Genomic DNA, 11,648 nt, shown 5'->3' with positions numbered 1-11,648 from the left:
TCAGCGCTCCTCCTCGGTGGCCGCACCCGCGGACCGGTGGTCCGCGATGACCTGCTCGTACGCCGCCGCGACCTTCTGCGCGACCGCCCGCCAGCTGAACATCTCCTCGACCCGCCGACGACCGGCGACGCCCATCCGCTCCCGGCGCTCAGGATCGTCGAGCATCCGCGTCAGTGCGGCGTACAGCTCGCCGACGTCGCCGGGCGGGACCTGGTCGGCGCACTCGCCGTCGGGACCGACGACCTCGGGGATCGCGCCCGCCCGGCTCACCACCAGTGGGGTGCCGCACGCCATCAGCTCGGCCGTGGGGAGCGAGAAGCCCTCGTAGAGGCTCGGCACGCAGGCCACCTCGGCGGAGCCCATCAGCGCGACGAGCTCGTCGTCGCTCAATCCGCTGGCGAAGCGCACCGACTGGGCGATGCCGAGCTCGTCGATCAGCTTCTCGGTGCGCCCACCGGGCGCGGGGCGGGTGACCAGGACGAGTTCGACGTCGCGCTCGGTGCGGAGCTTGGCGAACGCCTCGAGGAGCGTGGCGATCCCCTTCATCGGGGCATCGGCACTGGCCATCGCCATGATTCGGCCCGGGACCCGCGGCTTGGTCGGCGGCACGAAGTTGTCGTTGACGCCCAGCAGGATGACCTGCATCCGGGCCGGGTCGACGCCGAAGTCGCGGGCGATGTCGCGCTTGGACGCCTCGCTCGGGGTGAGGATCCACCGGACCCGACGGGCGACGTGCGCCTGCATCCGCAGGAACCCGTACCAGCGACGCAGGGTCACCTTGCGCCACGGGTTGCGTGTCTGGCTGAGGTCGATGCGGCGGTCGAAGGTGATCGGGTGGTGGATCGTGGTGATCATCGGGAGGTCGACCTTCTCCGGGTCGGAGATGTCGAGCATGCCGTGGCCCAGCACCTGGTTGTCGTGGACGACGTCGAAGTCGTCGCGCCGCTCGGCCATCACCTTCGCGATGCGGCGGCTGAACGTCCGGGGCTCGGGGAAGCCCGCGGCACACATGATGGCGAACTCCTGCACGTCAGTGAGGTCGCGGAACTCGCGCAGCTTGGGTACGCGGAACGGGTCGGTCTCCCGGTAGAGGTCGAGGCTGGGCACCTTGGTCAGCCTCACGCCCTCGTCCAGGTCCGGATAGGGCTGACCCGAGAACACCTCGACCTCGTGGCCCAGGCGGACCAACTCGCGACTCAGGTGACGCAGGTAGACCCCCTGCCCCCCGACGTGCGGCTTGCTGCGATAGGACAGCATTGCGATCCGCATCGCTTCTCCTCCCGGCGCTGGCTCCGTGCCCCTCGAGTCGTAGCGCCCGCGCTCCGGGACGGAGGAGGGACGAACAAACGAACTGGCAACCTGATCGTTCAAGGGTAGAACGTGTTCCTATTCTAGGCTACGTGCTAGTAGCCTAACCGTGTCGGGCCACCTGCCGAACCCCGCGGGTCCCGACCGGTGCACCACAGTGGGGACGGGACGGGAGAAGCATGACCATCACCAAGCCGGCATCCGGCGAGGACTCGGGTTCGAGCGCACAGCAGGAGCGCCGCAAGCGGATCCTCGACGCGACGTACGCGCTGGCGAGCGAGGGCGGGTTCGACGCCGTGCAGATGCGCGCCGTCGCCGACCAGGCCGATGTCGCCCTGGGGACGCTCTACCGCTACTTCCCCTCCAAGATCCACCTGCTCGTCTCCGCACTCCAGCGGGAGTTCGAGTCCGCCGTCGACCGCCTCAACGCCAAGGCGATCCCCGGTGACACCGCAGCCGATCGGGTCATCCACGTGCTCAAGCGGCTCACGCGCGGCATGCAGGGCGACCCGCAGCTCACCGAGGCGCTCACGCGCGCCTTCATGTTCGCCGACGCCTCGGTGGCCAACGAGATCCACGGCGTGGGCATGTCGATGACCGCCATCGTGACCCATGCGATGCACGGCGGCGTCCCGACCGATGAGGACATCACCGACGAGGACATCGCGATCGCTCGCGTCATCGGCGACGTGTGGCTCTCCGCCCTCGTGGGCTGGGTCACCGGACGCTCCACCGCCAACGAGACCGCAGCCCACATGGACACCGCGGTCCGGCTCGTCCTGCGCTGAGTCCCCCGCCACCGCTCACGTCCGGTGCGGGACCTGGGTGACAGTGCCGCCGTCGATCACGAACTCCGAGCCCGTGGCGTAGGAGGACTCCTCGCTGGCCAGGAAGACCACGAAGCTCGCCACGTCCTCCGGCCGGCCCGGCCGCCCCAGGGGAATCGGGATCAGGTCGTCGGGGATGCCGTCGGTGATCGCGGTCCGGATCAACCCCGGGTGCAGTGAGTTGACGCGAATGCCGTGCTCGGCCAGTTCCATGGCGACGGACTTGGTCAGTCCGCGCAGCCCCCACTTCGAGGCGACGTAGCCGTGGGTCCACGGGCTGCCCCGCAGGCCCTCGATCGAGGAGGTGTTGATGATCGACCCACCTCCGGCCGCCACGAGGGCGTCGGTCGCGGCACGGATGCCCAGGAACGGCCCGGTCAGGTTGACGTCGAGGACCTGCTGCCACTGCGCCTCCGGGTAGCGGTTGATCGGCGCCCCGTCGACGATGCCGGCGTTGTTGAACAGCACGTCGAGCCTGCCGAACGCCGCCACGGTCGCGTCGACCGCCGCACGCCAGTCCTCGGCCCGCGTCACGTCCAGGTGCACGTAGCGGGCGGCGTCCCGGCCCGACCCGGCAGACAGCTCCGCCGCCAGCTCGGCTCCCTCCCCGTCGAGGAGGTCACCGATCACCACCCGCGCACCCTCGGCCACCAGCATCCGGGCACTGGCGGCGCCGATACCCCGCGCGCCGCCACTGATCAGCGCGACCTTCCCGGTCACGCGCCCCACGGCCGACCTCCGGGAGGTCCCACGGCACCGCGGCGGGCCGGCACGATCAGCCGCCGAACGCGTGGGTTGCCGTCACGCCGCCGTCGATGGCGATCTCGGCCCCGTTGACGTAGCCGGACTCGTCGGAGGCGAGGTAGACGTAGAGCGGCGCGATGTCCTCGGGGTACCCCACGCGTCCGAGGGCGACCTTCGAGGCGCCGTACTCCATCGCGACGTCGCCCCCGTGCACGCGCGTCATCGGGGTGTCGATCATGCCGGGGTGCACCGAGTTCACTCGGATGCCGCGGGGTCCGAGCTCCATCGCGGCGCACTTCGTCATGCCACGGATGGCCCACTTCGTCGCGGCGTATCCCGTGCAGGAGGCCATCCCGGCGAGTCCTTCGACCGAGGAGGCGTTGATGATCGACCCACCACCGGCGTCGACCATCGACTGCCGCACGGCCTGCATCCCGAGGAAGGTGCCGAGCTGGTTGACCCGCCACATCAGCTCGGTGTCGGCCAGCGAGGCGTCCGCGAGGTCACCGAAGCGCAGGATCCCGGCGTTGTTGGCCAGCACCGTGACCGGCCCGAGCCGCTCCGCGGTGTCCTCGACCAATGCCGTCCAGGAGGCGGGGTCACTGACGTCGTGGTGCACGAATCGCGCCGCGTCTCCGAGCTCGTCGGCCAAGGCCTGACCCTCGTCCTTGGCGATGTCGGCGATGGCGACGCGGGCGCCCTCCGCGACGAAGGCGCGGACGATGCCCGCACCCTGACCCTGGGCTCCGCCGGTGACGATGGCGACCTTGTGGTCAAGTCGACCCATGGTGGTTCTCCTGTTCGGGACCGCGCTCAGACGGTCAGTTGCATGATCGAGTCGGCAGCGAAGCCGACGTGGGGATCGCGATCGGCGAAGAACCCGCCGAGCTGCTTGTCGAGATCGTCGGCGGTCCAGACCTCTGCCGAGGCGTCGAAGCGCTGCTCGACCACCGGCGCGGCGACGACGGCGACCATGCCGCCGTAGACGACGAACACCTGACCGGTGACGCGCTCGGCCGCGGGTGAGGCGAGGTAGGCGACCAGCGGCGCGACGTGCTCGGGTGAGTACGGGTCGACCGTGCGTCCGGAGGTGTCCTCACCGAAGACCTGGGCCGTCATCGCGGTGCGTGCACGGGGGCAGATCGCGTTGGCACGCACCCCGATGCGCGACAGGCCCCGGGCGGTCGAGAGGGTCAGCGCGGCAATGCCACCCTTGGCGGCGGCGTAGTTCGGCTGGCCCGGGGATCCCCCCAGGAACGCCTCGGAAGCGGTGTTGACCACGCTGCCGTAGACCTGCCCGTCGTTCTCCTTGGCGCGTTGCCGCCAGTACGACGCCGCGTTGCGCGAGAGCAGGAAGTGGCCGCGGAGGTGGACCGCGATGACCGCGTCGAACTCCTCGTCGGACATGTTGAACAGCATCCGGTCGCGGGTCATGCCGGCGTTGTTGACGACGACGTCGAGGCCGCCGAAGCCGTCGACGGCAGCCTCCATCAACGCGGTGGCCGTGCTGGACTCACTCACGTCTCCGGCGACCACGGCGACCTCGCCACCCCGGCCACGGATCTCCTCGGCAGCGTCGTCGGCAGCGCCGGGGAGGTCGTTGAGGACGACCTTGGCGCCGGCCTCGGCGAGCGCCAGGGCCTCGGCACGTCCCAGGCCCGCTCCTGCTCCGGTGACGACGGCGACCCGGCCGTCCAGCGTGGTCTCGCTCACGACTCGTCGTCCTCCACCAGGCTGATCGCGGCGCGCGGGCAGGCGGCGACCGCCTGGTTGACCGCATCGATGTTGTCCGCGGTGGTCTGCTCGGTGTGCAGCTGCAGGAAGTCGTCGTCGTCGAGCTCGAAGACGTCGGGCGCCATCGCCTCGCACAGTCCGTTCGACTCGCACAGGTCGAAGTCGACCTTGATCCTCATGTCGTCCTCCTCAGACGAGCTTGCGGTGGTCCCAGGTGGCGACGCGATCGGGGTGGATCACGACGGCCACGCGTTTGGTTGCCTGCTTCTCAACGGTCTCCCTGCCGAGCTCGCCGAGTGCCTCGAAGGACTCGGCGCCGACCATCCGCGTCGCGACACGGGCGCCGATGTCGCGGATCCGGTCCGGGTCCCGCACGATCTCCGCGCGACCGGTGATGGAGATGCCGCGCAGCTCGAAGTAGTCGACGCCGTCCTCGACCAGCGCGCTGACCCGCGGGTCGCGCTCGAGGTTGCGGACCTTCTGGCTGCGGCCGTAGGTCCAGAACGCGATGCGGCCCTCGTCGACGATGTAGAACAGCGTCGTCAGGTGCGGTACGCCGTCGTGGCCGTTGCTGGCCACCTGCACCTTCAGGTTGTCGTCGAGCATCGCAGCGATCTCGTCGTCGCTGAGCTTCACTGCGTCGCGGTTGCTCGCCATGGTCAGTTGCCCTCCGAGGAGTGTCCGGGAAAGACGTGGGCATCGGGGTCGATGACCACGGCGGCGTTGTTGACCGCGGTCGCAGCCTCTCCGAAGCCGACCGCGATCAGGCGGACCTTGCCCGGGTAGTCGGTGATGTCGCCGGCTGCGAACACGCGCGGCAGGTTCGTCCGCATCGCCGAGTCGACCACGAGGTGGCGCTTGTTGGCCTCGATCCCCCACTCCTGCAGTGGACCGAGGTCGGCGAGGAAGCCCAGCGCCGCGATGACGGCCTGTGCCGGTCGAGTGACGGTCTCGCCGTCGACCTCGATGTCGACCTCGGTGACGACGTCGGCGCCGCCGATCCGGGCGACCTGGGCGTTGGTGAGGATCTCCACCGAGGACGCCTGGACCTGGTCGACGGTGCGCTGGTGGGCGCGGAACCGGTCGCGGCGGTGGACCAGGGTGACGGACCGGGCGATCGGCTCCAGGTGCTGGGCCCAGTCGAACGCGCTGTCGCCCCCGCCGACCACGACGACGTCCTTGCCGATGTAGGGGTCGAAACTCGGGACGAAGAACTCCAGGCCCCTGCCGAGCCAGCCGTCGCCGGCCGCCAGCGGCCGTGGGCTGAACCGACCGATGCCTGCGGTGATGATCATCGCGCCGGCGCGGATCGCAGTGCCGTCGTCCAGCTCGAGGGTGAGGCCGTCGTCGTCGACGGCGAGCTCGGTGGCGGTGCGGTCCAGCAGGTAGGTGGGGCCGGCACTCTTGGCCTGGGCCACCAGTCCGGCGACGAGGTCGCGGCCCAGCACCCGCGGGAACCCGGCGACGTCGAGGATGTCCTTCTCGGGATACATCGCCGTCACCTGACCGCCGAGCTCGGGCAGGGAGTCGACCACCGCGACCCGGAGCCCACGGAAGCCGGCGTAGTAGGTGGCGTAGAGGCCGGTCGGCCCGGCCCCCACGACGACGAGATCGCACTCCACACGAGAACTGTAACGTGTTCTAGTTGCCATCGGGTCACCCGCCATTCAGTGGACTACTCCTCGTCGGTCCCGGGCGAGGTCTCCCCGGAGGGCGAGGGCACCGGCTCGGTGGCCGGTGGCTGCTCGTCGGTGGCCGGCGCCCGGTCGTCGGTGTCGAGGCTGTCGACGAACCACCCCGCGTCGGTGTGCACCATGGTCACCAGCACCTTGTACGGCGTGATGACGTTCGTCGGGCCGTCCTCGTCCTCGCGCTGCACGAACTGGTTGAGGAAGATCAGGGCCTGGAGCTCGGTCTCGTTCGCCCGCACCACGCCCTGGGCGGCGATGTTGGCCTGGACCACCGTCTTGCGCTCGACGACCTGGTCACGGACGTCGGTGGCGGTCTCCCGGTAGGTGGTGGCGAACTCGTCGGTCATCAGCTTCGCCGCGGCGTCGACCTCGGTGTCGTAGTCCTGGTAGTTGACCGCGACGATCTCCTTGGCGGCCTGGGCCGCCGCGTCGACGCCCTCCTGCCATGCCAGCTCGTTGGCGACGACCGGGCGGCCGTCCGGCACCACGATCTGGCCGTCGGGCACCTCCGCCGCGGCCCCTTCGTCGGGTCCCGAGACCTGTTGGTAGATCAGCAGTCCCGACAGTGCGAACCCGGCGACCAACACGAGGGCGAGGGCACCGAGCAGCGTCACCGTCAGCCGCTCGCTGGCGAGCGGGTCCTCACCGGAGCCGTCCGCATCACGCTCGGCAGGTTCGCCGCCATCGGTCTCGGTGCCCTCGACCGCCACCAGCCAGGCCGGCGCGGGGTCACCGGGGCCCGACTGCTGGGACTGCTCCTCGGCACTGTCGGTCCCGGCCTCGCTGACCGGTCCGTCGTCCTGGGCAGGGCCAGCGGGGCTCGTCGGTCGCCCGGCGATCTTGCGGGGGCGCGCACCCGTGGTGCGGGAACTGGCGGGTCGGCGGCGTGGGGGCTGGGTCATGGCTCGCTCCTCACACCATCGAGACGTACTGGAGGTCGTTGGTCAGCCACCGGCCGTCCTCGAGGAGCAGCTCGACCTGGATGCGGTACTGCCGGGCCTGCTGCTCGAACTCGGTGGCGCGATTCGCGACCACGCCCTCGACGGCGAGGATGACCGTCGCCGAGTCCTCGTCCCCGGCGACCAGACCGGCCCACACCACCTCCGAGCGCAGCGTCGACTCGGCCTGTCGCAGCCCCTTCTGGAGTCCCTTGGCACCGGCGTTGAACTGCTCGAGGAAGTCACCGGTGGACATCGAGCGCACCGCGTCGAGGGTGGCGTCGACGTCCTCGTGGTTGAGGTTGTTGAAGGCAGTGACCATCTTGGTGGCGGCCTCGAGCTGCGCCGCAGTCCGCTCCTGGACCTCCTCCTCCGAGGTCCGCACCGCACTGATGGTGCCGGGGCCGACGGAGACCCCGGCGCGGCCGGAGAGGTCACCGCCGGAGCCGGACGTCTCGGACCCCTCCCACGGTGTGGTCCAGAATGCTGCCGCCCCGACGACGACAGCGCACACCACCGCGGTGAGCGCGAGGCCGAGGTTGAGGCGTCGCCGGGCTCGCGCTTGCGTCACTTGCGCGCCACCGGGCCCACCAACAGCCATTTCCATGCGTCTCCTCCGAGCACCGAGAGGTTCTCCGGCTGCTCCACGCGCACCGGATTGCCCTCCCCGTCCGTCAGGCCCGGCACCTGGCCGGTGGCCGGGTCGTAGGGAACACTGTAGTCACGTTCGGGCGACACGTTGCCGCGTCGCTGTTCGGCCGGGACGCGCTTCGGGCCCCGCATCTGGTACGGCGGCGGTGAGGTGCACTCGGCGTTGAAGCGCGGCACGTCGTTGGTCTCGCTGGGCTCACGCCACTGCTCGAGCGGCAGGTAGCCCTCGGTGCAGGGCGGCACGCTGTAGTCGAACTGCAGGTTGATGTGGCCGAATCCGTCGGACGTGCTCCCGGTCGGACCAGCGCTGAGCAGCGCCGGATAGCTGACGAGGAGCTGCTCGATGCCGTCGATCTCGGCGAGCAGCACTTGGTCGACCGTGATCAGGTCGCCCAGCAGCACCGGGATCGTCGGCTCGAGCTGCTCCAGCAAGGTCTCGAACTCGCGGGCCGCCCCGGGCGTGGCCGACAGGATCGTGCGCAGCTGACGGTCGTTGTCCCGCAGGGTCCGCGTGACGGTGCTGAGGTCGGCGGCGAACTTGCGGATGTTCTCCTGCTGGTCCTGCTGGGTGCGCAGCACGGTGAGCCCGTTCTCCAGCAGTGAGACGGTCTCGTCGGTGTGGGCGGACGCCTCGTCGATGAACGCGCTCCCGTTGTCCAGCAGCCGCTGCAGGTCCGCTCCGGTGTCGTCGAAGAGCAGGCCGAGCTCCTTGACCACGTCGCGCAGGCTCTGCTTGTCCACCGAGTTCACGAAGGCGTCGAGGTCGACCAGCAGGTCCGCCTCGTCGACCGGCAACGTGTCCTCGTCGCCCTCGAAACGCGTCCCGTCCTCGGCGTACGGCGCCTCGTCGGCGGAGGGCTGGAAGTCGAGGTACTGCTCCCCGACCGCCGAGAGGTTGTGCACGCGCACGGCCGAGTCGACCGGCAGCTCCGTGCCGGGCTCGAGGACCATGTCGACGTCGACGCCGTCCTCGGTCGGCGACATCTGGGTCACCTTGCCGATCTTGACGCCACGGTAGGTGACCTCGCTGCCCTCGAAGAGTCCGCCGGATCCGGGAAGGCTGGCGCTGACCAGGATCTCGCGGCCGGTGACCTTGTCGACGACGCCGAGGTAGCTCGCCGTGACGTAGAGGATCCCCAGCGCACTGAGCACGACGAAGGCGACCAGCCGGACCTTCACCCCGCGCGTCATGACGCCACCGCCCCGAGCAGGGACTCCCGCGACGTCGCGGGCGGCTCCTGGGAGTCCTCGACGGAGCTGCCGAGGAAGCCGAGCAGCCCGCCGCCGTTGCCCCCGCCACCGACGATGCCGCCGAGGAGGTCCTCCAGGTTCGGCACCGCGAGCACGACGTTGCACAACGGCTTCTGCCCGTTGCGCTTCTTCTGGCACTCCGACTTCAGGTCCTTGAGCAGGTCGAGGTCCTGCACCACACCGGCGCAGGCCGTGCTGCCCAGGGAGCCGCTGGAGAGGCACAGGCCGACCTGGTCGAGCACCTCGTCGAGGGCCGGCAGCTGGATGTCGGGCAGGCCGAGGGTCTTGAAGAGGTTCTCGAAGTCGACCTGCACCTTGGCGATGGTGTCGGCGTAGTCGCCCTGGATGATGTCGTTGGCCGACTCGGGGAACGGGAAGCTCACCAGCAGGTTCAGGCCGGGGACGAGTTGCTCGTCCGCCTCGCGCAGCTTGCGCAGCACGGGCTCGAGGTCCTCGAGGATGGAGAGCACGTCCTCCTTGCTCGCCTCGATCACCCGGGTGCCGACCCGACCGAGCTCGTTCAGCGCCCCCAGCATGTCGATGAGCTCCTCGTGCTGGTCGGCGAGCACCTCCACCGCCGGTCCGGTCGCGTCCAGCGCGTCACCGATCACGTCCTTCTCGGCATTGAGTGTCCGGGTCAGGTTGTTCATGGACTCCATCGCGCGGATGATGTCGCCCTTCTGCTCGTCCACGGTGCCGACGACGCCCTCCAGCGAGGACAGCAGGGACCGCAGCCGGTCCTCGCGGCCCGACATCACTGCGTTGGCCTCCCTGGTGATGGTCCCCAGCTGGGCGACGCCACCACCGCTCAGCAGGGAGGCGAGGGCGCCCAGCACCTCCTCGACCTCGGGGTTGCGGCCCGTGGCGGCGAGCGGGATGTGGTCGCCGGACCCGAGCAGGTTGGTCGAGACCTGGCGCGTGGGCGCCTCCAGCGCGACGTACTTCTCCCCCAGCAGCGAGACCTGCCGGATGTCGGCAACGGCGTTGTCGGGCAGCTCGATGTCCTCGCGGATGATCATGGTGACCCGTGCGTTCCAGCCGATCCGGTCGACCTCGGTCACCTCACCGACAGTGACGTCGTCGACCATCACCGGCGAGCGCGGCACGACGTTGAGGACGTCGTCGAAGTCGGCGGTCACCTCGAAGGTCTTGTCGGTGTCCACCGGGTGCCCGGGCAGCGGCAGGTCGTAGGCGCCGTCGAAGTCGCAGGCGGTGAGCAGGAGTGCCCCGGCCACGATCGCGACCGCGGCCCGCATCCGTCGCGCAATCATTCGCCACCTCCGAGCAGCGAGCCCATGTCGGTGTCCTCGCCGGTGTCGTAGTAGACCGACTGGTTGTCCGGCACCCGTGGCGCGTCCTGGTCCGCACCGGTCTGCTGCGGGAGGTACGACGCGTACTCCGGCGGCAGCCACCCGAGCTGCTTGGCGATGGGCTCCAGCAGCTGCTTGAACAGCTGGCAGGTGGTGTCCTTCAGCGCCCGCGGCATGCCGGGGGCCTGCTGCACCAGGCCGCAGAGGAACCCGTCGACGGACCAGATGTTGCCGCCGATGCCGATGCGGGAGTTCTGCGAGCCGCTGAGGTGGTCGAAGCTCGCATGGAGGTTGCCCAGCGCGACCGGTGCGATCTCGACGGCGGTGCGCAGGTTGTCCTCCTCCGAGGCGATGGTGTGCATCACGTCGGTGAGCTGCTCGACGTCCTTGACCAGGGCCTCGCGATTGTCGCCCACGAACCGCTCGACGCTGCCCACGGCGCGCGCCAGCTCCTTGACCGCGGCATCGAGCTCGTCGCTCTCGTCCGCGAGCAGGTCCGTGACGCCGGTGAGGTCCTCGCTGAACGCGCGGACCAGCTCGTCGTTGTCGGCGAGCACCTCGGTGAACTCGGCGAGCTGCGTGACGGTCTCGAACAGCGGCCCGGCACCCTCACCGAAGGTCTCGGCCGCGGCCGAGAGCTCGCGGATCATCGTGTTGCCGCGTGTCCCTTGGCCCTTGAGGGCCTTCTGGCCGGCCTTGAGCACGTTGTTGAGCGCGCCGTCGGCGTTGACGCCGTTCGGCCCCAGGGCGCGGGTGAGGGTCTGCAGGCTCTGGTAGATCCGGTCCAGCTCGACCGGTACCCCGCTGTCGGGCAACGGGATGTCGGCGCCGTCGGCCATGACGGCGCCCTCGGTGTAGACCGGGGTCAGCTGGACGAAGCGGTCCGCGACCAGCGTGGGCGTGACGACCGCGGCCTTGGCGTCGGCGGGGACGTCGTAGGAGGCGTCGTACTCCATGTCGACCCGCACCGAGTTGCCCTCGGGGATGACGGCGGTCACCTCACCGACGGTGACGCCGAGGATGCGGACGTCGGTGCCGTCGTACACGCTCACCGCGCGTGGGAAGTGTGCCGTGACCGTCTTGGTCTCCGCAGGCGACCGGAACACGTTGACCGCGGCGGCCACGAGCAGCAGGACGACCAGCCCGACGAGCAGGCGTCGGTCGATGCGTCGAATCACGGTCATCACCATGGCC

At 70.0% G+C, this 11,648-nt stretch carries 13 protein-coding genes; 1 reads left to right on the top strand and 12 read right to left on the bottom strand.

Features of this window, described 5'->3' with window-relative positions; genetic code table 11:
• On the bottom strand, nt 1-1,269 hold the full coding sequence (locus KUV85_RS04165) for a glycosyltransferase family 4 protein (RefSeq protein WP_219961963.1): 1,269 nt from the start codon (nt 1,267-1,269) through the stop codon (nt 1-3).
• A 218-nt stretch (nt 1,270-1,487) separates the two neighbouring features.
• Between KUV85_RS04165 and KUV85_RS04160 the strand changes: the two genes are divergently transcribed.
• Nucleotides 1,488-2,096: a TetR family transcriptional regulator gene (locus KUV85_RS04160; protein WP_219961962.1), complete on the top strand. Its 609-nt coding sequence runs from the start codon at nt 1,488-1,490 to the stop codon at nt 2,094-2,096.
• A 15-nt stretch (nt 2,097-2,111) separates the two neighbouring features.
• Here KUV85_RS04160 and KUV85_RS04155 read toward each other — a convergent pair whose 3' ends face one another.
• Genes KUV85_RS04155 through KUV85_RS04105 form a run of 11 tightly spaced genes read right to left on the bottom strand, consistent with a single transcriptional unit; the run spans nt 2,112 to nt 11,638 of the window.
• Entirely contained in the window at nt 2,112-2,864 is a 753-nt protein-coding gene (locus KUV85_RS04155) for a glucose 1-dehydrogenase (RefSeq protein ID WP_219961961.1), read from the bottom strand.
• A gap of 46 nt (nt 2,865-2,910) precedes the next feature.
• Nucleotides 2,911-3,666, bottom strand: coding sequence for a glucose 1-dehydrogenase (locus KUV85_RS04150; RefSeq protein ID WP_219961960.1), 756 nt, complete (start codon nt 3,664-3,666; stop codon nt 2,911-2,913).
• A 26-nt stretch (nt 3,667-3,692) separates the two neighbouring features.
• Entirely contained in the window at nt 3,693-4,592 is a 900-nt protein-coding gene (locus KUV85_RS04145; protein ID WP_219961959.1) for a 3-oxoacyl-ACP reductase, read from the bottom strand.
• Nucleotides 4,589-4,792, bottom strand: coding sequence for a ferredoxin (locus KUV85_RS04140; RefSeq protein ID WP_219961958.1), 204 nt, complete (start codon nt 4,790-4,792; stop codon nt 4,589-4,591). Before KUV85_RS04140 ends, KUV85_RS04145 begins: the two co-directional genes overlap by 4 nt.
• A gap of 10 nt (nt 4,793-4,802) precedes the next feature.
• On the bottom strand, nt 4,803-5,270 hold the full coding sequence (locus KUV85_RS04135) for a pyridoxamine 5'-phosphate oxidase family protein (protein ID WP_219961957.1): 468 nt from the start codon (nt 5,268-5,270) through the stop codon (nt 4,803-4,805).
• A 2-nt stretch (nt 5,271-5,272) separates the two neighbouring features.
• Nucleotides 5,273-6,235 carry an NAD(P)/FAD-dependent oxidoreductase gene (locus KUV85_RS04130; protein WP_219961956.1) on the bottom strand — a complete coding sequence of 321 codons (963 nt, stop codon included), beginning with the start codon at nt 6,233-6,235 and terminating at the stop codon, nt 5,273-5,275.
• Nucleotides 6,236-6,288: 53 nt separating this feature from the next.
• Nucleotides 6,289-7,206 carry a hypothetical protein gene (locus KUV85_RS04125; RefSeq protein ID WP_219961955.1) on the bottom strand — a complete coding sequence of 306 codons (918 nt, stop codon included), beginning with the start codon at nt 7,204-7,206 and terminating at the stop codon, nt 6,289-6,291.
• Nucleotides 7,207-7,216: 10 nt separating this feature from the next.
• Nucleotides 7,217-7,813 carry a hypothetical protein gene (locus KUV85_RS04120; RefSeq protein ID WP_219961954.1) on the bottom strand — a complete coding sequence of 199 codons (597 nt, stop codon included), beginning with the start codon at nt 7,811-7,813 and terminating at the stop codon, nt 7,217-7,219.
• Nucleotides 7,810-9,084 (bottom strand): MlaD family protein, encoded by a 1,275-nt coding sequence (locus tag KUV85_RS04115; protein ID WP_219961953.1) that lies wholly within the window; start codon nt 9,082-9,084, stop codon nt 7,810-7,812. The genes KUV85_RS04120 and KUV85_RS04115 overlap by 4 nt, the downstream gene beginning before the upstream one ends.
• Entirely contained in the window at nt 9,081-10,415 is a 1,335-nt protein-coding gene (locus KUV85_RS04110; RefSeq protein ID WP_219961952.1) for an MCE family protein, read from the bottom strand. Before KUV85_RS04110 ends, KUV85_RS04115 begins: the two co-directional genes overlap by 4 nt.
• Complete coding sequence (locus KUV85_RS04105) at nt 10,412-11,638, bottom strand: MCE family protein (protein ID WP_219961951.1); 1,227 nt, start codon at nt 11,636-11,638, stop codon at nt 10,412-10,414. Before KUV85_RS04105 ends, KUV85_RS04110 begins: the two co-directional genes overlap by 4 nt.
• Between the last annotated feature and the right edge of the window lie 10 nt (nt 11,639-11,648).

Origin of the sequence: Nocardioides panacisoli (assembly GCF_019448235.1) — a bacterium.
GTDB classification, from domain to species: domain Bacteria; phylum Actinomycetota; class Actinomycetes; order Propionibacteriales; family Nocardioidaceae; genus Nocardioides; species Nocardioides panacisoli_A.
This window is presented reverse-complemented; position numbering and strand designations above follow the sequence as displayed.

Excerpts from the sequence above, each read along its gene's own strand:
- KUV85_RS04165 (WP_219961963.1), bottom strand. The coding sequence starts at position 1,269 with ATGCGGATCGCAATGCTGTCCTATCGCAGCAAGCCGCACGTCGGGGGG.
- KUV85_RS04160 (WP_219961962.1), top strand. The coding sequence starts at position 1,488 with ATGACCATCACCAAGCCGGCATCCGGCGAGGACTCGGGTTCGAGCGCA.
- KUV85_RS04150 (WP_219961960.1), bottom strand. The coding sequence starts at position 3,666 with ATGGGTCGACTTGACCACAAGGTCGCCATCGTCACCGGCGGAGCCCAG.
- KUV85_RS04140 (WP_219961958.1), bottom strand. The coding sequence starts at position 4,792 with ATGAGGATCAAGGTCGACTTCGACCTGTGCGAGTCGAACGGACTGTGC.
- KUV85_RS04135 (WP_219961957.1), bottom strand. The coding sequence starts at position 5,270 with ATGGCGAGCAACCGCGACGCAGTGAAGCTCAGCGACGACGAGATCGCT.
- KUV85_RS04125 (WP_219961955.1), bottom strand. The coding sequence starts at position 7,206 with ATGACCCAGCCCCCACGCCGCCGACCCGCCAGTTCCCGCACCACGGGT.
- KUV85_RS04115 (WP_219961953.1), bottom strand. The coding sequence starts at position 9,084 with ATGACGCGCGGGGTGAAGGTCCGGCTGGTCGCCTTCGTCGTGCTCAGT.
- KUV85_RS04110 (WP_219961952.1), bottom strand. The coding sequence starts at position 10,415 with ATGATTGCGCGACGGATGCGGGCCGCGGTCGCGATCGTGGCCGGGGCA.
- KUV85_RS04105 (WP_219961951.1), bottom strand. The coding sequence starts at position 11,638 with ATGACCGTGATTCGACGCATCGACCGACGCCTGCTCGTCGGGCTGGTC.